Origin of the sequence: Microvirga calopogonii (genome assembly GCF_003347665.1) — a bacterium.
Lineage (GTDB): Bacteria > Pseudomonadota > Alphaproteobacteria > Rhizobiales > Beijerinckiaceae > Microvirga > Microvirga calopogonii.
The window spans coordinates 19,514-41,965 of the sequence record NZ_QDGA01000021.1; the positions used below are offsets into that span (position 1 = coordinate 19,514).

The window sequence follows — 22,452 nt, forward strand, 5'->3', positions numbered from 1 at the left end:
TAAGACGCGAACGTTGATCGTTCATCGATGATTGCTGCAGCATTCTACCTTCTGCAGAAGGTTGGTTGATCCCTAGTGTAGGATCTGGCTCAGGAAGGTGCGGGTGCGGCTTTCCTGAGGATTGCTAAAGAACTCGTCAGGGGAGGCGGTCTCAACAATCCGACCCGCATCCATGAAGATCACCCGGTCGGCGACCTGCCGGGCGAAGCCCATCTCGTGTGTGACGCACACCATCGTCATTCCATCGCTGGCAAGTTGCGCCATCGTGTCCAGAACCTCGCGCACAAGCTCAGGGTCGAGTGCCGAGGTCGGCTCGTCGAACAGCATGATCTTCGGGTTCATGCAAAGGGAGCGTGCAATGGCAGCCCTCTGCTGCTGTCCGCCGGAAAGTTGGCTCGGATAGGACTGTGCCTTGTCTGGAATGCGCACGCGCTCAAGGTAGCGGAGCGCCAAGGCCTCAGCTTCCTTCTGTGGCACACCCTTCACCCATCGGGGCGCGAGAGTGCAGTTCTCCAGAACAGTCAGGTGCGGATAGAGGTTGAAATTCTGAAACACCATGCCGACATCCTGCCGGACACGATCTATGCTACGCTTGTTTTCCGTCAGCTCGATCCCGTTGACGATGATCCTGCCCTTCTGGTGCTTTTCAAGATGGTTGATGCAGCGGATCATCGTGGATTTCCCTGACCCTGACGGGCCGCAGACGACGACTTTCTCGCCTTTCCCCACTGTTAGATTAATGTCATGCAGCACTTGCACCGTGCCGAACCATTTGTCGACATTGCTGAACTCGACGCAGATGTCCTGACTGCCAGCGGTTGGATTATTGGTGGCTTGTCCCATGTCGGCCTCCAGAGCGTACTGTCCTACCTGCACCGTTGTTCAATGGTTGGCTCTCCGCGCAAGGCGCAGGTGCCGCAACCCGGCGCGTTAGGCAAATCGAGCAGGTCGGAACTTCGCGAGAAGAGGACTGACCTCCCCCGCGACGATTTCCCGGGCCAGCAGTTCGCCCGTGATCAGACCCATCGTGGCGCCACTATGGGTAAAGGCCACAAAATACCCTGGAACGGCATCGAGAGCGCCGAGCACCGGCTCACCATCCTGCGGCACCGGCTTTGGACCGACTCCATAGGAATCGACCTCAATCTTTGGGTTGCCAGCGAGAACTGCAGAGGCTTCCTCAGCGAGTTTCTGAACCGTTGATTCCTGCACCTCATAGGTCCCATCGGCATGGCGGATGACTTCATCCTCCGACCAAGCGGCATCGAACACAATGGCGCCGTCGGGCGTAGGGCGTACGGCTACGCGCGGTGTATTGAGAACAGCCCGCAGCCCTGCTTTGAGAGGCTTGGACCGGACCAGAAGCGAGATCGGAGTTGCATCTGGAATCCTGACGCCGACATCTGAGACCATCCTGGGCACGGCAGCGCCGGCGGCCACCAGAACCGCATCGGCCTCAAACCGCTTACCGCTTGTGGTCGAGACGCCTGCAGCGCGTCCTCCCTTGATCTCGACAGTAGCGCGGCCAGCCTGCGTAACGATCTCACCTCCCAATGTGGCGAACTCGTCGAGCAGCACGCGGATCAGGGACGGGAGGTCCACCCAGCCTTCCCCAGGATTGAAAATTGCACCCTGCCGCGTGATCGCACGGACATCGACGCCCGGTGTTACGGCTGCGACCTGTTCGGGAGCAAGAAGCCGCGCATCATAGCCGATGCTCTGTTCGTGTGCGAAAGCCTCCGCAATCCTGTTGGAATTGTCATCTGCATCCCAGGTGAGGCCGCCGTCGAAACGGAGCCAAGGCGCAGCTGGATACCGGGCAGCAAGAGTGCGATAGCGATCGATGCCGATCATGCGCAGCTTATGGTACTCGGCGGAACGGAAGCGGGCCGAGTTCAGCCATGCCAATGAGCGGCCCGATGCTTCGCTCGACAAACCGCCTTCGGTGACCAGTGTCACGCGAGCACCCAGGCGCGCAAGCTGCAAGGCCGAGGATGCCCCGAGGATCCCGCCGCCGATCACAATAACCCGCAAGGATGAGGATGGAGAGTTCACCGGAAATTCCCTTCTGCGATTTTGTTCGTCGAACGATTGAAGTTGTCAGTCGAAGAGGCTGCGGGCCGATCTGTTGCGGTAATGCGGTCAGGGCCGCTCCCATTTCCCGGTTTTCGCCGAGCGGAAGAGAGCGTCGATCACACGCATGTTGGCCACGGCATCGGCGACGCCCCACTCAAGGGGCTGCTCGCCGAGAACCGCCTGCGAGAAGGCGTCACCCTGCAAAGTGTACTGGTCTATTGCAGGGATCTTGATGATCTCTCGACCACTGCCGGAGAGATCTCGTCCGTCATCAACTATGATGGCTGCCTCCTGGTCCGCTGGTGCATTGAACGGAATTTGGATCTCAATACGCCCTTGCGTGCCGAGGATCTGCACGCGCTGGCACGGCACCAGCTGGGTAGCGCAGGTGAAGGCGAGTTGCCGCCCCTCTGGAAATGCCGCCAGGCCGCTGCTCAGCCGGTCCGTTCCCATTTGAGGATCGATGTCCAGGATCCCGATTACACGCTCCGGCTCGGCATCGAACGCGAAACGGGCCGTGTTGATGGCATAGCATCCGATATCGTAAAGCCCACCGCCGCCGATATCGGCTTGATTGCGGATATTGCTCGGATCGGTCAGAAAGTAGGAGAAGATCGTCTGGATGGCGCGCACCTCTCCCAAGCGTCCCCCGCGAATGATCTCGCGCACCCGTCGCCATTGCGGATGAAAGCGCACCATGAAGGCCTCGCCGAGGAGCAAGCCGCTCTTTTCCTGAGCATCCTGGATCTGCCGCGCCTCCTCCGCACTAAGAGCGATAGGTTTCTCGCAGAGCACATGCTTGCCTGCCTCGAGTGCCTTGATAGTCAGAGGCGCGTGCAGATGGTTGGGCAATGGATTGTAGATCGCGTCGATATCGGGATCGGCCAGCAGCGCCTCATACGATCCGTAAGCTCTCGGAATTCCAAGATCCACGGCAGCCTCACGGGCCCTATCTTCGTCTCGGGACGCAATCGCCACAATTTCTGTGAAAGCTCCCGCCTGCATGGCCGGGATGACATGATTTTTGGCGATCTGGGCGGTGCTCAGTACACCCCATCTGACTTTCTTCGACACGGATCATGCACCTTCGCAGGAGGAGAGCAAGGCAAGCGGCACGGCGGCTACGCACTGTCGGACAGCTTGATAGTTGCAAGTGGCCGGCCGCCTTGATGACGAGACGGTCTTGCCGGAAGCCAGGGCGAAACTCTCGGCTGCCAATGCCGAGCCTTGATAAAACCGCCCTACTCCCACGATGCCCGGGTCAGGGCCGTACTTCTCGGCACTCGCGGCACGAAGGTGATCCACGCTCATCTGAGTTTCCGTTTCCGCCCAATTGATTGAAATGCTAGTATGAGACCGGTTTCAAGGCTATGTGAGACCGGTCTCATCTGTCAACAGGACACTCTGCTTGACGATTCAGCAAATTGCCTCTTAGGTCGGCGCGCATGAACAATAGAACAGTCCAGAAACGATTGGTCACTCTCCAGGACGTCGCCCATGAAGCGGGCGTCTCCAAGGCCACAGCGGCAAGGGTGCTGGGCAGCTACGGGACGGCCAGCCCAGAGGTAAGGGAAAAAGTTCTCACAGCTGCGCGAGCACTGGGCTATCGGCCGAACGAACTCGCCCGCAGCATGACCACAGGCCGCTCGCGAACAATTGGCGTCATCGTTGGTGACATCGAGAACCCCTATTTCGGGCAGGCCGTCCGAGGCATCAGCGAAGTGGCAAGCGCCGCGGGATTTGATGTCATCCTGGCGAACTCCGGGGAGGAGGTCGAGAAAGAGCAGGCGGCGGTCCAGGTCCTTCTCGGCAAGAGAGTCGACGGCCTGATCGTCACCCCTGCCTCTATGTCCCATACCCAGCATCTGGAGAGTGTGCAGAGATCAGGTCGCCCTTTGGTTCTGCTGGACCGCGCCATCCCAAAGCTGAAGGTCGACAGCGTAGTCACCGATGACCGCGCAGCAGCCGCTTCGGCGACACGCATGCTGATCGAGGCCGGGCACAGGCGTATCGCCTACATTACGGCGACCGCTTCCGACGATCCGATCTATAAAGGACCTCACCAGATCAGCCTGACAACCGTGATGGATCGTATTGACGGTTTCCTGGCGGCTTCCACCGAAGCGGGAATTGAGCAACTTGAACAATACATCCGCTTGGGAGCTACGCGTCAGGGAGCCTCAGGGCGGATCATCGCGGATCTCCTATCGATGCCGCATCGTCCAACCGCCATTCTCGCATCGGACAACGTGGTCGGGCTTGAGGTGTTCAAGGTCATCCGCGCTCTGGGCATGTCGATCCCTGACGATCTTTCCCTCGTCGCCTTTCATGATGCAGACTGGACTAGCGTGACAAGCCCGCCGATCACGGTCATCGCGCAACCGGTCTACAATCTTGGTATGGAAAGTGCGCAGATCCTGATCAAGCGCATTAACGGCGTAGCCGGTTCGCCCAAACGGCTGATGCTTGCAACGAAGCTCATCGAACGGCAGTCGGTCGGCGCACCGCCTGCAATTACGGAAATAGCACGGCCCCACCCAACAGCGAAAGCGGCCAAGGGATAAGCTCATGTCGCAGGCATGAAGCGGTGCCGGGACGCCATGCGCGTGTCATTGATCGACAAACAGGAAGCCGAGGTCCTTATGCTGAACGCCATCCACCATGTTGCGATCATCTGCTCAGATTACAACCGCTCGAAGGAATTCTATTCTCAAGTCCTGGGATTGCCGATCATCCGCGAAGTCTGGCGCGCAGAGCGCCAATCCTGGAAATGCGATCTTCAGGTGGGCATGGCTCAGATTGAGCTTTTCTCATTTCCCAATCCGCCACCCCGCTCCTCCCAACCAGAGGCTCGTGGCCTGCGGCACCTTGCCTTTCGAGTGAAGGTCCTAGAGCCGATCATTGCTCGCTTGGGAAAGTTCGGGATTTCTGTTGAACCAATCCGCATCGATGCGCATACGCAGCAACGCTTCACCTTCTTCGCTGATCCTGACGGGCTTCCCCTGGAACTTTATGAAGATAAGGATGAGGGTTCGACGACCTGCTGACAGGTTTGCTGTTGGTGATGGAGAGTGTGCAACGGGGCAACCAATGCCCTTGAGCGATGCCCCCCGAAAGTCTCGATCCCGTTCCATTGCAGAAATACGGCCAAGATCAACCTCGTGCCAGATTGATAGGTCCCGCGGGTTGGACGCTGCCTTCAATGGTGGAAGGCCCGACATCAATCTTATCGAGGCTCCATTCCGATCCCTACGAATCGTCAGGTTGGCCGGGCCATTGTAGCCGGTTAGAACTGACGACGTCTCATCATGCCCCCGGAGCTGCTGCTGCAGACGCGAGACGTGCCTGTGAAGCCAGTCGAATAGGTGCATTCACTGCGCCATATCCTTTGTAGCTTCGCCGCTCCACGATCTCGAAGAAGAAGCCGCCCTCCAAAGCCTCGGTATAGACCTGGAAGTACTCGGCCTCGCTCTCACGGTCGTACAGGATGTTGCTTGCCCGCAGACGTGCCACGTCCTCTGCTGAGAGATCGGTTCTCACTTCCAGATCAGCATAATAGTTTTCCGGAATTGGTAGGATCTCGACCCCGTTCATCTTGAGATGTTCCACAGTTGAAAGGATATTGCCCGTCTCAAACGCAATATGTTGGACCCCTGATCCGTAGAGGTCGCTCAGAAACCGGAACGACATTGTGCGTTGGCTCTGCGATGCGTTGAGGACCAAGCGAAGCGAGCCGTCCTGGGTCTCAATGGCCTGGCTCTGCACGACGCCACCTGGATCGATCACAGTCTGGACAGGCGTCTTCCGCACATCCAGAAGCGATGTGTAGAACAAGAGCCAAGTGAGCATCTCCTCGTAATGCATCGATTGGGAGACATGATCAACGGAGCGCAGCCCCGCTCCGCTGAAGTCGTCGATCGCAACAGGCTCGAAGTCGACATCCCAGAGCCGATCCAGCCCGGTCTTGTGATCCACGAAGTACAGGAGGCTGCCGCCCAGACCGCGAACCGCCGGGATGTTCATCTCGCCGACTCCTACCGGCTGTTGGAAGGGCTGGTCCAGAAGGGTGATTGCGCGATCGACCGTTTCCTGCGCGTCATCGACTCGTAGAGCCAGAGCGCAGACGGAAGTGCCGTGCGTGATGTTGAAGGAATGCGCAAAGCCTTCCTTATCAGCATTCACGACGACGTTGATGTCGCCTTGGCGCCAGCGGGTGACGGCCTTGGAACGGTGGAGTCCCGCCTTGCGGAATCCTAACCCGCTTAGAGTCCTCTCTAAGCCAACCGCACTGCGCTCGTCGACGGCAAACTCCAGGAACTCGATACCTGAGCAGGTCGCCCTGGATGGAAGCTGGGGCAGATTGGGGACAGGCGATCTCGTGCGTCTACGCAGTTCATCCAGCATGACGAGGAGGGAGCGCTGCCCATCGATGGCGACGCGGCGGGCGGAGCCAGCCCGGAAGCGGTCGTTGAAGATCTCCAGGGATAAGGGACCTTCAAACCCTGTTGCATAGAGAGCATTCATGAACTCATCGATGGGCAGGTCGCCCTGTCCCGGGAAGCACCGGTAATGCCGGCTCCAGGAGAGATAGTCCATGTCGAGTTTGGGTGCATCGGCCATCTGCACAAGGAAAATTTTATCGCTTGGAATGGAGCGGATTGCCGACAGATCCGTTCCCCGCGCCAGCACATGAAAGGAGTCGAGCACCAGCCCGACAGCCGGATGATTGGCGCGTCGTACCACTTCCCAAGCATCGCGATAGTCGTGGATGTGCCGCCCCCAGGACAAAGCCTCGAAAGCCACGCGCATGCCACGCTTGGCGGCGCGCTCTCCAAGCTCATGGAAGTCTTCGGCCGCCCGTTCGATCCCGCCTGACGAATCCGGCGAGACATTGCTGCACACCATCAGAAGGTCACAGCCGAGCTCCTCCATGACGTCGAACTTTCGCTCGGCACGAGCAAACACCTTGGTCCGTTGTGGCTCGGGCATGCCCTCAAAGTCACGGAACGGCTGAAAGGTGATCGTCTCGAGGCCGAAGCCTTCGATCATGCGCCGGGCGTCAGCGGGGGTCCCGTTGAAGGAGAGGAGATCGGTCTCGAAGATTTCCACACCCTTGAAATGCGCGGCCGCAATGGCCTCGATCTTTTCAGCGAGAGTGCCGCTCAGGCAAACAGTAGCAATAGCGGTGCGCATGCTCGTCGATCCATTTCCTCTCAAGAGCCAGGGAGCATTTTGCTGGAGTGGCCTGCTCCTTCTGTTCAGCTGATTGTCCCCGTTGCGAGCGCATGTTCGACACCGCCAGCTACATGCCGCGTTAGAACTTCACAGGCACGCGCCGAGTCTCTTGACAGCGCACATTCCAGAAGAAGGGCATGCTCATGGGCCGCGATCTCGCCGCGATAGCTCAAGGCAATCATCTGATAGCGCAGGTATTTGTCGAATACCGCCGCATGGTTGTCGATCAGCATCTTCGATCCACAGGCTGAGATGAGCGCCTGGTGGAACTGCCAATCGTAGCGCTTCCACTCCTCTGTATTGCTTCTGTCTCCGTCTGCCATGCGTTCTTCCATCCTGGCGAGCCGGTGATGGGCGGCGACGACCCTGCCCTCCCAATCCATATCGCCTGCCCGGAACGACTGCTCCAGCGCGCGGCATTCGAGGAGTTGCCGGAGAGCGGCAATTTCCATCAAGTTCGGAATCGAGACGGGGGCTACCTCAAACCCCTTCTGCCCCTCGGCCACTACGAGCCGTTCGGACTGAAGGCGGTTCAGAATTTCCCTGAGCGTGCTCACGCTCACCCCATAGTCGGACTTCAGGCCTTCGAGCTTCAGCTTCTTGCAGGGTGGAAGCCGCCCGAAGATGATATCGGACCGGATCTTCCGATAGGCGCTCTCGCCCACCGTAGAAGGCTGGACGATTGCCTGCACGTTGTCGGTCATGTCAGCGCCCCGCTCTTGAGCGTATGAGCTACGCATCCATTCACATGCTGGGTCAGCAATTTGCAGGCTTCATCGGCTTGGCGCGTCAGAGCGCAGCTCAGCAGCATTCTATGCTCATCGGCAGCAATCTCTCCGCGGAAGATAACAGCCACCATCTGATAGCGCAGGTACTGGTCGAAGACGCCGCCGTAGAGGTCGAGCAGGGTTTGAGATCCGCAGGCTTCGATCAGGCATTGGTGAAATTCACGGTCATAGCGTTTCCAGAGTTCCGTTCCTTCCTGATCTCCAGCCATCATCCGCCGCTCCATGAAAGCAAGTTTGTGATGCGCGGCCACAACACGGCTTTCCCATTCCAGATCGCCGGCCGCAAAGGATAACGGCAGAGCATAGGTTTCCAGGAGCAACCGCATGGCCGCAACATCCTCGAAGCCGGCAGGAGATACGGGCGCGACCCGAAAGCCGCGCTGTCCCTCCGCGACAACGAGGCCTTCCGACGAAAGACGGCTCAGGATCTCCCGCAGTGTGCTGACGCTTGTTCCATATTTGCCGGCGAGTCGATCCAGCCGAAGGCGTGCTCCAGGACTCAGGCGACCGAATACAATATCGGCCCGAATTCGATCATAGGCACGGTCTGCAATGGATGTTGCCAGTAATTCGATGCTCATCCGTCTGCCACGACCTCATTCACTGACATCTCTCTGGTTCCTCGGAGCAGCTTGTCCATGGAGCACAGCCTCAAATCATATGCCATATATCAAAATATCATATGATTCTGATAATACCTATTGATTTTACGATTATCGGAGTCGATAGTGCCAGCCAAGACGCAGTTCAATGCGCTGTAGGACAAGGAGAGGAAACCATGGCATTCAAGATCAATCGGCGCCTCCTGATGGCGGCAGGCGCGGCCCTTCTGACGTGGAGCACCGTTGGGCCAGCTACGGCCCAGTCTTCGACGAACCTGCGCTTCTCGGCCGTTTTCTCGGAGCAAGACATCCGGGCCGAAATGATGAAGCGTTTCGGAGAGGAGATTAAGTCTCAAGGCTTTACCCTTCAGCCATACTACGGCGGCAACCTGTTCAAGCAGGGCACCGAGCTCGTTGCCATGCAGCGCGGCAACCTGGAAATGGGCAACATCGCCCCACAGGATATCTCCAACCAGATTCCGGCTTGGTCCATCGTCACATCCGCCTACCTGTTCCGCGATGCCGATCACTTGAAGAAGGTGTTCGCCAGCGACGTCGGGCAGCAGCTCAAAAAGATGGCTTCGGACCAGTTGGGCATTCACATTCTTGGCCCCACTTATTTCGGCGCTCGTCAGATTGGCTTGAAGCCGAACAAGAAGGTCAACACGCCGGAGGATATGGCTGGCATCAAACTGCGCATGCCTGGCGGCGATGCCTGGCAGTTCTTGGGTCAAGCCATTGGGGCGAATCCCACCCCGATGGCTTACGCAGAGGTTTATACCGGCCTGCAGACGGGGGCGATCGACGGCCAGGATAATCCCTTGCCGAACGTGCAGAACATGAAGTTCTACGAGGTGATGTCGCAGATCGCCCTGACCTCGCATCTTGTCGGCTTCGATCTGCTGGCGGTGTCCAACAAGGTCTGGAACGCCATGTCACCGGAAAAGCAGGCCTCATTTCAGGCCGCGGCCGACAAGGCGATCGAATGGAGTACCCAGGAACACCTGAAGAAGGAAGCGGAACTTGTCAGCTTCTTCAAGGAAAAGGGCCTGAACGTCTATACGCCAGACCTGAAAGCCTTCCGCGATTTCGCCCAGAAGAAGTATCTCGCTTCGGATCTGGCAAAGAGCTGGACGCCTGGCATGCTCGACAAGATCAACGCCATGTAAGGTCTGATCAAGGTTGCCGGCCATGCAATATCCCGGCAACCCTTTCGCTTTTCGAATGCCCCTGTTCGAACCAAGGGATGGATCGCGATGACCGCGCGGTTAAGGACGATTGGCTCCTGGCTTGCCCAACGGGCCGAGAATGTCGCGGCGGCAATGTTGGCGGCGATGTTTCTGGCTTTTCTCCTTCAGATCGTCTTCCGGTATGTACTCGGACTTCCTATCGGCTGGACGCATGAAGCGAGCGCGATCCTCTGGATTTGGCTGGTTCTGTGGGGTGCGGCCTTCGTCGTCACCGAACGGGAGGAGATCCGCTTCGATATCATCTATGGAGCGGTCGGCCCCGGCACTCGCAGAGTGATGTGCGTCATCACCGCCGTGGCATTGATCGCGCTTTACGTCGTCTCATTGCCGGCGGTTGTGGACTACATCACCTTCATGAAGGTGGAAAAGACCAGCTACCTGAAGATCCGCTTCGACTGGCTGTTCTCGATCTACATCGTTTTCGTGGTGGCCACCATTATCCGCTATCTCTGGCTTGGCTGGCAGGCTCTGCGCGGCGTGGCGCCAGACGAGTTCGATCCCACCAAGGCGAGTTCCGGCGTATGAACCTGACAAGCCCTTTCTCGCTCGCGATCGTCGCAATAACCTTGCTTGCCTTCCTTGGGTTGCCAATCGGGCATGCAATGATCGCAGGCTCGATCCTGTATCTGTTCCTGGCCGGGCTGGACATGGGAACGGCTGCGGAGCAGCTCCTGAATGGGATGTATTCCAACTACATCATCCTCTCGGTGCCGTTGTTCATCCTGGCGGCCGAATTCATGAACATCGGCAGTATGACCGACCGGCTCATGGCCTTCTGCAACGCTTTGGTCGGCCGCTTCCGCGGCGGGCTCGCCCATGTGAACATCCTGCAGAGCATCATCTTTGCCGGCATGTCCGGTTCGGCGATTGCCGACGCCGCTGGTACTGGGCGCATGATGCAAGTGATGATGACCCGCGATGGTCGCTATCCGCCGAGCTACGCGGCAGCCCTGACGGCCGTTTCGTCGGTCATCGGACCGATCATCCCGCCGTCGATCCCGATGGTTCTCTATGCCCTCGTGTCCGATGCCTCGATCGGATATCTGTTCCTGGGCGGCGTAATCCCGGGCCTGCTGATGGCATTGAGCCAGATGATCATCGTATTAATCACGGCGCGCCGCAGGAACTTCCCGGTCGAGAAGCCGGTCCCCGTGCGCAAGCTGCCGCGGATCACCTGGGAAGCCTTGCCCTCATTGATGATGCCGGTGGTGCTTCTCGGCGGCATATACAGCGGCGTCATGACACCTACCGAGGCGGCGGCAGTGGCGGCTGCCTACGCGCTCATCATCTCAGCCGGTCTCTATCGCAGCGTAAGCTGGCGCGACTTTTATCGATCACTCGCGATCAGCGCGCGCACGACCGCTTCTATCGGCATGCTGATCGCCGGTGCGCTCGTGTTCAACTACGTTGTTACGGTTGAAAACATTCCCGAGGGCGTGAAGGCGCTGCTCGCGGGATGGAACCTCTCCCCGGTCGGATTTCTGATCCTGGTCAATATTCTGCTGCTGCTGTTGGGCTGCGTGCTGGAAGGCACCGCGATCCTGCTTATCGTTGTGCCGGTCTTCATTCCGACGGCGCAGGCTCTCGGCATCGATCTCGTGCATTTCGGCGTCGTGGTGGTGGTGAACATCATGATCGGCCTGATCACGCCACCCTATGGCCTGCTTCTGTTCATCATGGCGAATATCTCGGGAGAGCCGCTGCGCGACATCGTCCGCGATACCCTTCCATTCCTCTTCGCTATGATCGTTGCGCTCGCGATCCTCACCTTCGTGCCAGAAACCGTGCTCTGGCTCCCGCGACTGTTCGGCTACCAAGGGTGAATGAGCCATTACACAAGAAGAGCCATCATGAGCAACCCGATCTACATTTTGAATGGTCCTAATCTGAACCGCCTTGGAACCCGCGAGCCGGAGATCTACGGCCATACCACCTTGACCGAGGTTGAGGCGTCGTGTCGGAATGCTGCATCCGGTCATCCCATCGTCTTCCGCCAGTCCAACCGGGAATATGAAATCATCGATTGGGTGCATGAAGCGATCGATCAAGGCAGCGGTATTATCATCAATCCGGCGGCCTTCACGTTTACCTCGATGGCGATCATGGATGCCTTGAAGATGTTTCCGGGCCCCCTTATCGAGCTGCACATCTCGAATATTCACAAGCGCGAGCCGATCTACCACAAGTCTTATGTGTCCCCGGTCGCAACGGCCGTGATCGCAGGCCTAGGCACCAATGGCTACCCCGTGGCCGTGCGGGCCTTGCTCGACATGATCGACAAACCAACGGCGCGGCCCTGATGCCCATGACCGGAGAACCACCCGTCGATACTGGGTCCAGAACCGACACCGTGGCAGATGTATGGACCTATCCCTCTATTCTTGTCGGATTGGTCGGTGCCGGCATCCAGGCCTCCCGGACACCTGCTCTTCACGAGCGGGAAGGCGCTGCGCAGGGACTGCGATACATTTACAAGCTGATCGATCTTGAGAAGTTTGGACTTGATGTGAACTCCCTGTCTGACATCCTCAAGGCAGCCCAGCATTTCGGTTTCGCCGGGCTCAACATCACGCATCCCTGCAAGCAGGCCATTATCTCGCTTCTCGACGAGTTATCGTCTGATGCAGAGGCTCTGGGTGCCGTCAACACGGTTGTGTTGAAAGAGGGCCGGCGCGTCGGGCACAACACCGATTGGTGGGGTTTTGCCGAGAGCTTCCGACGCGAGTTGTCCGATGTGCGTCGCGACCGCGTGGTTCAATTCGGCGCCGGTGGCGCCGGTGCGGCAGTCGCTCACGCTCTCCTGACGCTCGGTGTGGGTGAGATCAACGTTATCGATACGGATAGCAGCCGCGCCGAAAATCTTGTCGATGCCCTGCGCAGGCGCTTCGGCCCAACTCGCGCATCAACTGGCATCCCTATAATGGAAGCCATGACTGCGGCCGACGGAATGGTCAACACGACGCCGCTCGGCATGGCAAGGTATCCGGGGATGGCCGTCCCAGTCGATCTGCTGCGTCCGGACCTCTGGGTTTCCGACATCGTCTACTTTCCGCTGGAGACGGAACTGCTGCGCCAAGCCCGTGCACGAGGCTGCCGAACCATGTCCGGCGGCGGCATGGCCGTCTTCCAGGCTGTCGGCGCTTTCCGGCTGTTCGCAGGTCGCGAGCCCGACGCCGAGCGTATGCTCCAACACTTCAGCCAGATGTGACGCCCGCTGAGTGGATCGTGGTGTATCAGCTCGTCAAAGACCCATCGATTTCAGCCAGAATAGGTCCTTTGAACGGCAAACCCGAAGAGTTGCATCACGGCGCAGACCCTTCTACGGGACCACGGCTGCCGGCACATTATTGGCACAATCACCTCGGCGGCGCGCAAGGAGATCATCCCCCTCGTCGAGGAACATGATGCGCTGCTCTGGTATGTCTGTCACTATGAAGGTTTCGAGTCCAACGAATCCGTCATCTATACCGGCCCTTGTCTCGATCAGCACCTCCCTATGCTCGACTACGTGATGCCACGGTTCGGCCATCGTGGCTATATCATCGGAGCCAATGACGTTTGGGGATGGGAACCGAACCGGCTTGCCCGCCAGTTCCTGCTGGAGCGCGGCAGCTTGCCTGTGATCCCGAACAATCCAACCCGCAAGTGTCATCATCCCTTCGACCACGAACTCTATCGCGGTCGTAGCCGCATAGAGCGCACGATCTGCCGTCTCAAGGACTTTCGACGTATTGCCACCCGCTCCGACAAGCCGGCTCAAAACTATCTCGCCGCTGTGCACATCGCAGCTATCATGGCTTTTTGGTTATGAGTCCCGACCCTAGAGCACCGGACGGAAATTCGAACTCACGTCCGATGCCCTAAGCTTTTGTTTTTCTGCATCTTACACGCGAAACCGGTTCCCACTTTTGCGTTCGATGCTCTACGCGCAGCTTTGAGAAAGAAAGGGAGAGCTCCAACCGCTCCATCACGGACCGGACCAGAGTGCGCGACGAACGCGATGGTGGCTGTACCGAACGTGACCCAGGTGACGAAGATGTGCCTTCAGAGGCTGGCCAGCAGGAGACTGATGACGAGCAAGGCAACGAGGGAGGCAACGAATCGGATGGCAGCACCCGTGAACGTAGGCAATGGCACAGGAGGAAAAGCAGGCGCTTCGACTTCTGTCCGAAGCATGAGGAACACCTTAAATCAATTCAGCTGGTTCTGGAAATCCGACAAAGCATCTTATCGAGTGAGCCACTCGGCGGGCGTTCATCTGCTCGATTTTCGCGCTTTTGTCTGTAGTTTGCAGGACACAGAGATCTACTCCATGCACCGATCTACTTTGCTAGAGCGGACGACACCCGAGCCGTCCGCTCGCGATGGGCCGTGTAGAGACCACTGGCAATGATCACGCTCGCGCCGAGCAGCGTCCACTCGTCCGGTACATTGCCGAATATGAGGTAGCCTAACAGTCCGGACCAAACGAGTTGGCTGTAGGAGAATGGCGCGAGAACGGAGGCGCGCGCCTGCTGGAAAGCCAGCACAACCAGCCACTGCGCGATAGTGGAGGCTGCACCCGTGACAAGCCCCAGGCCCACTTCACGCCACCCCGGCATCACCCATGTGAACGGCACAAGAGCTGAAGTAACCAGCAAACCCACGACGGCAGCATAGGTGAGGGAGACCAGAGGCCCGTCCGATCCGCTCATCTTGCGCGTCACCACAAGGGCAACAGCCCAGCTGGCAGCCGACAGGATGGGCAGGATCGCGGCCGGATCGAACGCCTCTGCTCCGGGCCTCACAACGACAAGAACACCGAGCAGTCCCACGATGACCGCACTCCAGCGTCTCCACCCGACCACCTCTCCAAGGATCGGGATCGACAGGGCGGTCACGATCATCGGAGAGATGAACGCGATGGCGGTGGCCTCGGCCATGGGCAGGAAGGCCAGCCCCATGATGAAGAAGATGGACGAGCCGAGGACACCGAGCGCCCGCAGGGTTTGCAGGATCGGTCGCTTGGAGCGGAGAGCATGCGCCTGTCCCGTGCCGACCACGGTCCCCAGGACCAGAAGCGTGAACACGCAGAACCGGAGCCACGCCACCTCAACTGCTGGCAGGCTTGCGGTCATGAGCTTGGAGGCCGCATCCGAGCAGGAGAAAAAGGCCAGCGCAGCCAGCATGAGGATGATGCCACGCAGCGGCCGGTCGTGACGGACGGCGGGTTCATTCATCGATATGATCGGCTAGCTTCGGTTCCACCTCAGTGCAGTAACCGTCAAAAGATGAACCGCGTATTGATGAAGTTGGATTTGTGCTCGGTCACGATGGCGTCTAGCAACTGCTTGTTGGCCTCCGTTTGCTTGGTGGCAATCATGGAGCGGATCGAGAACGAGCGCAGGGCATCGGTGACGGACAACGTTCCCTCGGCTGAGTCCTTGCGTCCAGTAAAGGGAAACACATCTGGCCCCCGCTGACATTGGGCATTGATGTTCACGCGGCAGACTTGGTTCACGAGCGGATCGACAAGCCGGCCGATCTGATCCGGGCTTGAGCTGAAGATGCTGACCTGCTGGCCGTGTTCGGACGTGATGACGTATTCAAGCGCCGTTTCGAGATCTTCGAACGGCATCACAGGGACAACGGGCCCAAACTGCTCCTCCCGGTAAAGCTTCATGCCGTCCTTTACGGGATAGACAACTGCAGGATAGAACAAGGTTCCACAAACCGCTCCGCCACCTTCGTTGACAACGCGAGCTCCCTTGGCCTTGGCGTCCTCAACCAGCTGGGTCATGTAATCGACCTTTCCAGGCTCTGGCAGGGGCGTGATGCTCACTCCCTTCTCCCAAGGCATGCCGACCTTGAGCTTGCCCAGCTCCTCGGTAAATCGGCGCAGGAAAGTCTCTACAACCGACTGATGAACAATCAGCATCTTGAGGGCTGTGCAGCGCTGGCCATTGAAAGACAGACTTCCGAGGAGACATTCCTTGACGACCAGCTCGATGTCGGCGTCCGGCAGAACGATGGCGGCATTCTTGGCATCGAGGCCCAGGATCGCCCGCAGACGATGTGCCTTCGGGTGCAGCTTTTTCAGATGATCGGCGACCTTGCTCGACCCGATGAGGGTCAGGACGTTCACCTTCCCGGAATCGAGCAGGCGGGGCACGATCACGGAGCCGCGTCCGTATACGGTGTTGATGACGCCCTTCGGAAAGGCGCTGCGGAACGCCTCAAGCAGCGGGTAGAACAGCAAGGCGCCGAAGCGCGGCGGCTTGAACACCACAGTGTTGCCCATGATCAGCGCCGGGATCAGCGTGGCGAAGGTCTCATTGAGCGGATAATTGTACGGTCCCATGCACAGAACGACGCCGAGCGGAGTGCGCCGGATCTGTCCGATCGTACCTTCGACGATGTGGAAGCGCGAGTTGCTGTTGTCGAGTTCCTTCAGTGCTTCGATTGTCGCCCGGATGTAATCGACCGTCCGGTCGAACTCCTTCTCGGAATCGGCCTGACTCTTGCCTATCTCCCACATGATCAGGCTAACCACCTCTTGCCGGTGGGTGATCATTTGGTTCGTGAAGTTCTGCATGCAGGCGATGCGATCGGCGACCGTCATGGTCGGCCAGACGCCCCTGCCCTCATCATAGGCAGCTACAGCCGCAGCCAAGGCCTCCTCGGCCTCTGGCTCTCCTCCAATTGGGTAGCTCCCGAGCTCGATTTGCTCCAGCGAGTCGTCCTGTCCACGCACGCACACTGGGGATCTGACTGTTTCGACAGGTCCTTCCCAGGACCGTAGCTCCCCGTTGACGAGATAGACGCGCTGATGAACTGGGGACGGGGGCCGATGCTCGGCAAGCATATCGCTCTCGAAAGGAAACAGCTGCTTAAGCACGGCAGTGTCAAACATTTCCGTATCTCCCATCCATTCCAGCCGCTTGTGTCAGTACGGCAATGTCATCGGCATCTATTTGTCTCAATAGCCACGGCGAGGGGAATCGACGGCGTGGTTATGCTGCTCAAAACACATAATACATCATTGATCTTGTCCGGTCATCGTCTCAATCGGCCTGGAAGACTGCTAATCGTCCGTCGGGTGCCTTCTCCGTACAGGCCTATCGACGTATTCGTTACAGCTCCTGTGAAACGCAGCTGCTGTTTGGCGCATCTATCCTTCGCCCGTTACCTAGGAACGGCCCACCGACAGGAACAGACCTTCGATGCTGGAACACAGGGCATTGCATGAACAGTTATTCAAGAGTTCCCAGAAGATGAATGACGGCAGGCGCCCCGAGCGATACGCCTGAAAGAAAGAGGAGGAAGAACACGATGCGCCGCATCATGGTGGGCGAAACAGGAGGCGGCCATAGTCGTGCTGCGTAGGTTGCCCCCATGACAGCCGGAACGGCGAGGAGACCGGTGAGAGTGGATCCAGTCGGCAGATCACCGGAAATCACCACGAGACCGATCCGGAACACAGCATTAAGCGCGAACACGGTGACGAGCGTTTCCCGCACCGCCATCAGCGGCATCGGCTGGCGGTAGAAATGATAAACGAGTGGTGGTCCGGCCGTTGAAAACATTCCGCCCATCAATCCCGCGATGGCACCGAAGAATAGGAACGATCCACCATGAGATTGCCTCGTCAAAGGCTCCGGCTTTCGTGCGAGTTGCAAGCTCGAAACGATGATCACAAGACCGAGAATCAATCGCAGGGCATCAGCTTGCGTCCCAGCAAGCCATTCCAGCAGCCAGTATCCGACGAAGAGCATTGGAATGCTGGCAGTCATGACGAAGGCGAATTCGCGCCATGCCACATCGCGCCATCCCTTCACGAGCATCTGTATGGCATTCACCAACGTCAGGACGCTCACGATCATGGCGGCATCCGGCAGCGCCAGCAGCCCGGTGAGTCCGACGCCGCCCATGGTGATAAGCCCGAAGGCGAATCCCGTCAGGGTCTGGGCATAGGCGGCGAAGCCCGTCAGCATGAGAAAGCCGATGAGCTCCGCAGCCGACATCGCTCAGACGTTCCTCAAGCCCGCGAAGAGATCCGCAAACTCCGACGTGGCCCGATAGAATACCGGCGGCTCGCCGATGGGCGCAGGCACCGTGACGTCCTGCCCTCCCAGGAAAGTCTTGCCGGACCACACATGGACCCACCTCTCGCCACCCGGCACATAGGTGCTCCACTCCGTCTTCCCTGCCTGCCAGACAGGTGCAACGAGAAGGTCGGGGCCGTAGAGATAGGCGTCCTGGATCGCATAAGTACGGGGGTCGTCCTCGAAATGCAGAAACAGCGGGCGCTGCACCGGCAGGCCTCGCGTCGAAGCCTCTGCCACGAGGGATTTCAGGTAAGGTACAAGGTGCACATAGATCTTTGTCATCCGTGCGAAATGCCCGAGCACCTGCGGGTCCTGGTCGATCTGCAGATTGTCGCGCGGGCGGTTGCCTTCATGGGTGCGCATGACCGGCGTGAACGCTCCCATCTCGGCCCAGCGCATGATGAGTTCCGCCGTACGCACATTGCCGAAGAGGCTTGTGTAGCCGCCAATATCCGAATGATGGTAGGCGTTGCCGATAAGCCCTGACGAAAGTGCACCCGACATCACGGTCACGAGCCCGTCGTGACGCGTAAAATCGACCGACTGGTCCCCGCCCCACAGCAGGGGACAGTGCTTCTGGACGCCGGTGAAGCCGGCACGCATGAAGAAAAGGACCTCGCCGGTTTTGCCCCGGCTAGCCACCGCGCGGGCATTCACTTCCGCCCAGAGCGTCGGCCATGCGTTATGCATCAGCTTCGCATCGACCCCATTGGCGAGCTTCACATCGATCGGCAGATACTCTCCGAAATCAGCCATCCAGCCGGAGAGGCCGAAATCGAGCATGTTCTGCCCGATCACGCGCTCGGCGAACCAAGCGGCCGCTTCCGGGTTGGTGAAATCCACGACCCCGCAATCGAACTCGCCGAAATCCACCAGGGCTGTGTTTCCGCTCTCATCCTTTGCGAAATAGCCTGCGGCCTCCGCTTCCGGGAACAAAGAGCCATCGACGGCAAGATAAGGATTCACATAGCCGAGGAAACGGATGCCGCGACCTTCCAGCTCCGCGAGGCGCTGGCGCAGACTCGGATAGCGGTCTTCATTCGCCTTCCAGTCCCAGAACAGGCGCGCGCCGAAAGAGGTTTGGCGCAGACCCACCCAATCCTCGCACCAGAGACCGGACACCTTCGTGCCGGCCGCGATGATGTTCTCCAACCTCTCGAAGGAATTGCTGCCATCTTTCAGGCCGATGATCGCGCCACGATAAACCCACTCAGGCAACGGCGGCTGACGGCCGAAGCGCTCGGACATGGCTTCGACGAGAGCAATAAAGGTGGGACGCGCCGTGAGCTCGATCCGCTCAGGTACGGCCCAGATCTCAACTTCGTGAAAATCCCCGCGGCGGAAATCGAAAGCCGAATAGGCCGTCGTCTCCACATGCAGCGCATAGCGCCGGGATGAGAGGAACGTTGGCTGCGGATAATTGGTATTCCAGTAATCGCCTCCCGACTTGCCGGTGACATCAGCCTTGAATGTGATCTCCGTCGTCTTATCGCGCCCAACGCCGGGCTCCGATGTCCAGAGTGGAAATCGGCGGCCGCGCATGTCGAAATACGACATCTGCTCGCCTCCGCCCCACACATGTTCATCTTTGTCGGCCTTAACGCGAAGCCAGACGCGATTGATCGAGGGATTCGCCGAACGGAAAGCAACAGCGGCATTTCGCCCATCGCCCGACACGTTGAGAATGATCCGAGCCGGCTGGCCCGGTGCGGCCGAGAAGGCGATCTCACTACCCGACGCAACCGCGTGGGCGAGCGGCGTCCGTTCGATGACATAATCCTCGATGTCGAAATTGCCGCGGTACATATCCATCCGCGCATCACCCCGTCCCACGAAGAGGCACGGTGCATTGATGCGATGGCGCAGGATGAGCCTCCCGTCGAGAACGAGATCAAAGCCGTCGTCGGTCGTCTGGATTTGCATGGGACGCTCTCAATTCTGGGTCAGGCCGGCATCGATGATGAAATTCGCACCCGTGCAGCCGCCGCTTTCGTCTGAGCCGAGGAAGAGTGCCATCTTTGCCACGTGGCTGGCATCGAGCCGGAATTTCAATGCTTGAAGGTCAAGGAATTGCTGGTTCAATTCGGGCGTGAGCCAGAGCTGCTTCTGACGTTCGGTGAGGATTGCACCTGGTACGATACAGTTCACCCGAATGTTGGATGGACCCAACTCGCGCGCGAGCGTACGGGTCATGCCGTTGATCGCCGCCTTGGCGGTCGTGTACCCGACCATGCCGGGGCGCCCGCGCATCCATGAGATCGAGCCAAGCATGATGATCGAGCCCCCGCCTCGCGCCGACATGCCCTTCACGACCGCCTGTGTCGCGAAGAACTGGTGGTCGAGATTCAGCGCGAGGGCTCGCCGCCAGTAATCCGGCTCCACCTCGGCCATGTCGTGCCGATCGTCCTTGCCGGCATTGTTGACGAGAACGTCCACACCGCCCTGCTCGCTTTCGATCTGAGCCAGCACCTCGCGGAGCGCCGGAATGTCCGTGACGTCGCAGGCGTGGAAGGCGGCGCCCGTTGCGCCAGACAGCGCATCCCCCGACTCCTTCGCGATATCGATGAATGAGACCCGCGCACCCTGCGCCACAAAGGCCTTCACCATCTCCTCGCCGATTCCGGATGCACCACCGGTGACGACGACGGATCGGCCCTGAAGAGAGCGATACTGAACGGTTGTATAATCAAATACCATCGCAGCGCAGCCTTAAACAGAAGGGTCGAAACGGTCTTCGGGCAGGCCCGGCACATCGACCGGTATGGAGAACAGGCTTCCTGAATGCGGGAAGCCTTCGAGTTCCTCTATGGATCGGCCAGTGCGGGCGGACGTCACATAGAGCGTCTTCAATTCAGCACCGCCGAAGCAGACCATCGTGGGGCACCGGGCCGGAACGGAATATTCGGCCAGCAACCTTCCGTCCGGGGCATAGCGCTGGATCCGCCCGCCCTCGAACAAAGCCGTCCAGTAGCAGCCTTCCGCATCCACCGCCGCACCGTCCGGGCGGCCGCGGTCGGTTTCGGTGGGTTCGAGGCGCGTGAACAGGGTCTTGTCCGTGGCTTCGCCACTGACCGGATCGTAGTCGTAGCGCCAGACCGTGAAGGTCGGCGTGTCGGAATGGTAGAGCGTGCGTCCGTCCGGCGAGAAGGCGACACCGTTCGACGTGAGAAGCCCACTTGCAAGCGTCGCGAGACCTCGCCGGTCATAGCGGTAGAGATGTGCCTTGCCGCCGTCCTTCGGCTCGTCGATGGTGCCGGCGAGAAAGCGGCCCGCTGGATCGACGCGACCATCATTGAAGCGGCTGGTGCGATGATCTTCCGGATTGTCGGCTAACTTCGTCTCACGATTTCCCTGAGAGTCCAGCAGCCAAAGGCCCGAACGGAATCCCGCGATGAAGCCACCGCCTTTCCTGAGTCCGATGCAGCCGATCTCCTCCGGCATTGTCATGACGGTATGCTCGCCCGTCGCAGGCCGGAAGCGGTGAAGCGCCATGCCCTTGATATCGACGAAGAACAGCGCCTGCCCGTCAGCGTCCCAGATCGGGCATTCGCCCAGTTCGGCGCGGACATCGAGGGCAATGGAGAGGGGCATCCCAATGAACCTCAATAGGCCGCGACTGGAGCATCCGGCGAGGCCGGTTGATCACGTAAGGCGCCCAACCATTCGGAGGCACGGCTCGTCATCATGGCGATGTCGGACGCCACGGCGACGTAGCTGTAGCCGTAGGCAATGAAGCGGCGCACCATATCCGGATTGGGGCCGACGATGCCGACCGGCTTGCCGGCCTCACGTGCCCTCGTGGCAGCTTTCTGAATCAGCGCCTGAACGTCGGGATGCGCAATGTTGCCGATATGTCCCATGGCGGCCGCGAGATCGCCGGGCCCGACGAACAATGCGTCAATTCCGGGAACGGCCGCGATTTCCGGCAGCCGCTCAATGGCTTCGGGCGTCTCCAGCTGGACGATGACTGCCACCTGGTCATTGGCACGCTTGAGATAATCGGAAGCCCGACCGAACCGCGAGCCGCGATGCACGGCCGCGACGCCACGAATGCCTTCGGGAGGATACTTCGCAAACGACAGCGCTTGCCGGGCCTCGTCGGCTGTCTGAACGAACGGCAGCATGATTGTCTGAGCGCCCGCATCGAGCACACGCTTCACGAGCACCTGATCGTTCCAGGCGAGCCGCACGACCGCATCGGCAGGCGTGCAGCCGATGGCACGCAGGATATGAGCCAAGTCCGACACTTCGATCGGCACATGCTCCATGTCGACGACGAGGAAGTCGAAGCCGCTATAGCCCATGGCCTCGGCGGTCGAGGGGGCTGCCGCCATGAGCCAGGTGCCGAGCGGAGGGCGCGGCCCCGCGCCCTTCAGCCAGCCTTTGAAGCGGTTCTCGATATCGATCATGGGCG

The 22,452-nt window shown here is 59.3% G+C and carries 21 protein-coding genes and 1 pseudogene; 8 read left to right on the forward strand and 14 right to left on the reverse strand.

Annotated elements, in window-relative coordinates; translation table 11 throughout:
- Positions 1-72: 72 nt before the first annotated feature.
- The 3 genes from DDF70_RS16990 to DDF70_RS17000 all read right to left on the reverse strand — a co-directional run bounded on the left by DDF70_RS16990 (position 73) and on the right by DDF70_RS17000 (position 3,150).
- Entirely contained in the window at positions 73-843 is a 771-nt protein-coding gene (locus DDF70_RS16990; protein ID WP_162820456.1) for an amino acid ABC transporter ATP-binding protein, read from the reverse strand.
- Between the two features lie 87 nt (positions 844-930).
- Positions 931-2,055, reverse strand: coding sequence for an NAD(P)/FAD-dependent oxidoreductase (locus DDF70_RS16995; protein ID WP_114946048.1), 1,125 nt, complete (start codon positions 2,053-2,055; stop codon positions 931-933).
- Positions 2,056-2,142: 87 nt separating this feature from the next.
- Positions 2,143-3,150 (reverse strand): Gfo/Idh/MocA family protein, encoded by a 1,008-nt coding sequence (locus DDF70_RS17000; RefSeq protein ID WP_114946049.1) that lies wholly within the window; start codon positions 3,148-3,150, stop codon positions 2,143-2,145.
- Between the two features lie 371 nt (positions 3,151-3,521).
- On the opposite strand from DDF70_RS17000, the gene DDF70_RS17005 reads away from it, so the two are divergent.
- Complete coding sequence (locus DDF70_RS17005; RefSeq protein WP_114946050.1) at positions 3,522-4,640, forward strand: LacI family DNA-binding transcriptional regulator; 1,119 nt, start codon at positions 3,522-3,524, stop codon at positions 4,638-4,640.
- 42 nt (positions 4,641-4,682) lie between these two features.
- A complete protein-coding gene (gene gloA2 / locus DDF70_RS17010) occupies positions 4,683-5,123 on the forward strand; it encodes an SMU1112c/YaeR family gloxylase I-like metalloprotein (protein ID WP_342633923.1) in 441 nt (146 codons plus the stop codon).
- Between the two features lie 259 nt (positions 5,124-5,382).
- Here the strand turns inward: gloA2 and DDF70_RS17015 are convergent, their stop codons facing one another.
- From DDF70_RS17015 to DDF70_RS39005, 4 genes and pseudogenes are all read right to left on the reverse strand, one after another.
- A complete protein-coding gene (locus DDF70_RS17015) occupies positions 5,383-7,269 on the reverse strand; it encodes a bifunctional sugar phosphate isomerase/epimerase/4-hydroxyphenylpyruvate dioxygenase family protein (RefSeq protein WP_114946051.1) in 1,887 nt (628 codons plus the stop codon).
- Positions 7,270-7,334: 65 nt separating this feature from the next.
- On the reverse strand, positions 7,335-8,015 hold the full coding sequence (locus DDF70_RS17020; RefSeq protein ID WP_114946052.1) for a GntR family transcriptional regulator: 681 nt from the start codon (positions 8,013-8,015) through the stop codon (positions 7,335-7,337).
- Positions 8,012-8,425, reverse strand: coding sequence for an FCD domain-containing protein (locus DDF70_RS39000; protein ID WP_342633925.1), 414 nt, complete (start codon positions 8,423-8,425; stop codon positions 8,012-8,014). Before DDF70_RS39000 ends, DDF70_RS17020 begins: the two co-directional genes overlap by 4 nt.
- Before the next feature lie 51 nt (positions 8,426-8,476).
- A pseudogene (locus DDF70_RS39005) lies at positions 8,477-8,680 on the reverse strand (GntR family transcriptional regulator); the annotation flags it as partial.
- Positions 8,681-8,877: 197 nt separating this feature from the next.
- Between DDF70_RS39005 and DDF70_RS17030 the strand changes: the two are divergent.
- The 6 genes from DDF70_RS17030 (at position 8,878) to DDF70_RS39225 (ending at position 13,762) form a co-directional block, all read left to right on the forward strand.
- A complete protein-coding gene (locus DDF70_RS17030; RefSeq protein ID WP_114946054.1) occupies positions 8,878-9,870 on the forward strand; it encodes a sialic acid TRAP transporter substrate-binding protein SiaP in 993 nt (330 codons plus the stop codon).
- Between the two features lie 87 nt (positions 9,871-9,957).
- Positions 9,958-10,476 carry a TRAP transporter small permease gene (locus DDF70_RS17035; protein ID WP_114946055.1) on the forward strand — a complete coding sequence of 173 codons (519 nt, stop codon included), beginning with the start codon at positions 9,958-9,960 and terminating at the stop codon, positions 10,474-10,476.
- Entirely contained in the window at positions 10,473-11,774 is a 1,302-nt protein-coding gene (locus tag DDF70_RS17040) for a TRAP transporter large permease (protein WP_114946056.1), read from the forward strand. The genes DDF70_RS17035 and DDF70_RS17040 overlap by 4 nt, the downstream gene beginning before the upstream one ends.
- A 27-nt stretch (positions 11,775-11,801) precedes the next feature.
- Complete coding sequence (locus DDF70_RS17045; RefSeq protein ID WP_114946057.1) at positions 11,802-12,251, forward strand: type II 3-dehydroquinate dehydratase; 450 nt, start codon at positions 11,802-11,804, stop codon at positions 12,249-12,251.
- Between the two features lie 50 nt (positions 12,252-12,301).
- The gene (locus DDF70_RS17050) at positions 12,302-13,159 is read left to right on the forward strand and encodes a shikimate dehydrogenase (RefSeq protein WP_245435522.1); all 858 of its coding nucleotides are present in this window, start codon (positions 12,302-12,304) and stop codon (positions 13,157-13,159) included.
- A 93-nt stretch (positions 13,160-13,252) separates the two neighbouring features.
- Positions 13,253-13,762: a transporter substrate-binding protein gene (locus tag DDF70_RS39225; RefSeq protein ID WP_425374087.1), complete on the forward strand. Its 510-nt coding sequence runs from the start codon at positions 13,253-13,255 to the stop codon at positions 13,760-13,762.
- A 511-nt stretch (positions 13,763-14,273) separates the two neighbouring features.
- Here DDF70_RS39225 and DDF70_RS17060 read toward each other — a convergent pair.
- The 7 genes from DDF70_RS17060 to DDF70_RS17090 form a co-directional block, all read right to left on the reverse strand.
- Positions 14,274-15,170, reverse strand: coding sequence for a DMT family transporter (locus DDF70_RS17060; protein WP_114946058.1), 897 nt, complete (start codon positions 15,168-15,170; stop codon positions 14,274-14,276).
- 44 nt (positions 15,171-15,214) lie between these two features.
- Complete coding sequence (locus tag DDF70_RS17065) at positions 15,215-16,858, reverse strand: NADP-dependent glyceraldehyde-3-phosphate dehydrogenase (protein WP_342633924.1); 1,644 nt, start codon at positions 16,856-16,858, stop codon at positions 15,215-15,217.
- A 325-nt stretch (positions 16,859-17,183) separates the two neighbouring features.
- Positions 17,184-17,954, reverse strand: coding sequence for a sulfite exporter TauE/SafE family protein (locus DDF70_RS17070; protein WP_114946060.1), 771 nt, complete (start codon positions 17,952-17,954; stop codon positions 17,184-17,186).
- Between the two features lie 3 nt (positions 17,955-17,957).
- Positions 17,958-19,961, reverse strand: coding sequence for an alpha-glucosidase (locus tag DDF70_RS17075; protein WP_114946061.1), 2,004 nt, complete (start codon positions 19,959-19,961; stop codon positions 17,958-17,960).
- A gap of 9 nt (positions 19,962-19,970) precedes the next feature.
- Positions 19,971-20,735 carry an SDR family NAD(P)-dependent oxidoreductase gene (locus DDF70_RS17080; RefSeq protein WP_114946062.1) on the reverse strand — a complete coding sequence of 255 codons (765 nt, stop codon included), beginning with the start codon at positions 20,733-20,735 and terminating at the stop codon, positions 19,971-19,973.
- A 12-nt stretch (positions 20,736-20,747) separates the two neighbouring features.
- Positions 20,748-21,629 (reverse strand): SMP-30/gluconolactonase/LRE family protein, encoded by an 882-nt coding sequence (locus DDF70_RS17085; protein ID WP_114946063.1) that lies wholly within the window; start codon positions 21,627-21,629, stop codon positions 20,748-20,750.
- An 11-nt stretch (positions 21,630-21,640) separates the two neighbouring features.
- Complete coding sequence (locus DDF70_RS17090) at positions 21,641-22,447, reverse strand: HpcH/HpaI aldolase family protein (RefSeq protein WP_114946064.1); 807 nt, start codon at positions 22,445-22,447, stop codon at positions 21,641-21,643.
- Between the last annotated feature and the right edge of the window lie 5 nt (positions 22,448-22,452).

Excerpts from the sequence above, each read along its gene's own strand:
- DDF70_RS17085 (WP_114946063.1), bottom strand. The coding sequence starts at position 21,629 with ATGCCCCTCTCCATTGCCCTCGATGTCCGCGCCGAACTGGGCGAATGC.
- DDF70_RS17060 (WP_114946058.1), bottom strand. The coding sequence starts at position 15,170 with ATGAATGAACCCGCCGTCCGTCACGACCGGCCGCTGCGTGGCATCATC.
- DDF70_RS17090 (WP_114946064.1), bottom strand. The coding sequence starts at position 22,447 with ATGATCGATATCGAGAACCGCTTCAAAGGCTGGCTGAAGGGCGCGGGG.
- DDF70_RS17065 (WP_342633924.1), bottom strand. The coding sequence starts at position 16,858 with ATGGGAGATACGGAAATGTTTGACACTGCCGTGCTTAAGCAGCTGTTT.
- DDF70_RS17030 (WP_114946054.1), top strand. The coding sequence starts at position 8,878 with ATGGCATTCAAGATCAATCGGCGCCTCCTGATGGCGGCAGGCGCGGCC.
- DDF70_RS17020 (WP_114946052.1), bottom strand. The coding sequence starts at position 8,015 with ATGACCGACAACGTGCAGGCAATCGTCCAGCCTTCTACGGTGGGCGAG.
- DDF70_RS17070 (WP_114946060.1), bottom strand. The coding sequence starts at position 17,954 with ATGTCGGCTGCGGAGCTCATCGGCTTTCTCATGCTGACGGGCTTCGCC.
- DDF70_RS17045 (WP_114946057.1), top strand. The coding sequence starts at position 11,802 with ATGAGCAACCCGATCTACATTTTGAATGGTCCTAATCTGAACCGCCTT.
- DDF70_RS17035 (WP_114946055.1), top strand. The coding sequence starts at position 9,958 with ATGACCGCGCGGTTAAGGACGATTGGCTCCTGGCTTGCCCAACGGGCC.
- DDF70_RS17080 (WP_114946062.1), bottom strand. The coding sequence starts at position 20,735 with ATGGTATTTGATTATACAACCGTTCAGTATCGCTCTCTTCAGGGCCGA.
- DDF70_RS17075 (WP_114946061.1), bottom strand. The coding sequence starts at position 19,961 with ATGCAAATCCAGACGACCGACGACGGCTTTGATCTCGTTCTCGACGGG.
- DDF70_RS17005 (WP_114946050.1), top strand. The coding sequence starts at position 3,522 with ATGAACAATAGAACAGTCCAGAAACGATTGGTCACTCTCCAGGACGTC.
- DDF70_RS17040 (WP_114946056.1), top strand. The coding sequence starts at position 10,473 with ATGAACCTGACAAGCCCTTTCTCGCTCGCGATCGTCGCAATAACCTTG.
- DDF70_RS39000 (WP_342633925.1), bottom strand. The coding sequence starts at position 8,425 with ATGCGGTTGCTCCTGGAAACCTATGCTCTGCCGTTATCCTTTGCGGCC.
- DDF70_RS17015 (WP_114946051.1), bottom strand. The coding sequence starts at position 7,269 with ATGCGCACCGCTATTGCTACTGTTTGCCTGAGCGGCACTCTCGCTGAA.
- DDF70_RS16990 (WP_162820456.1), bottom strand. The coding sequence starts at position 843 with ATGGGACAAGCCACCAATAATCCAACCGCTGGCAGTCAGGACATCTGC.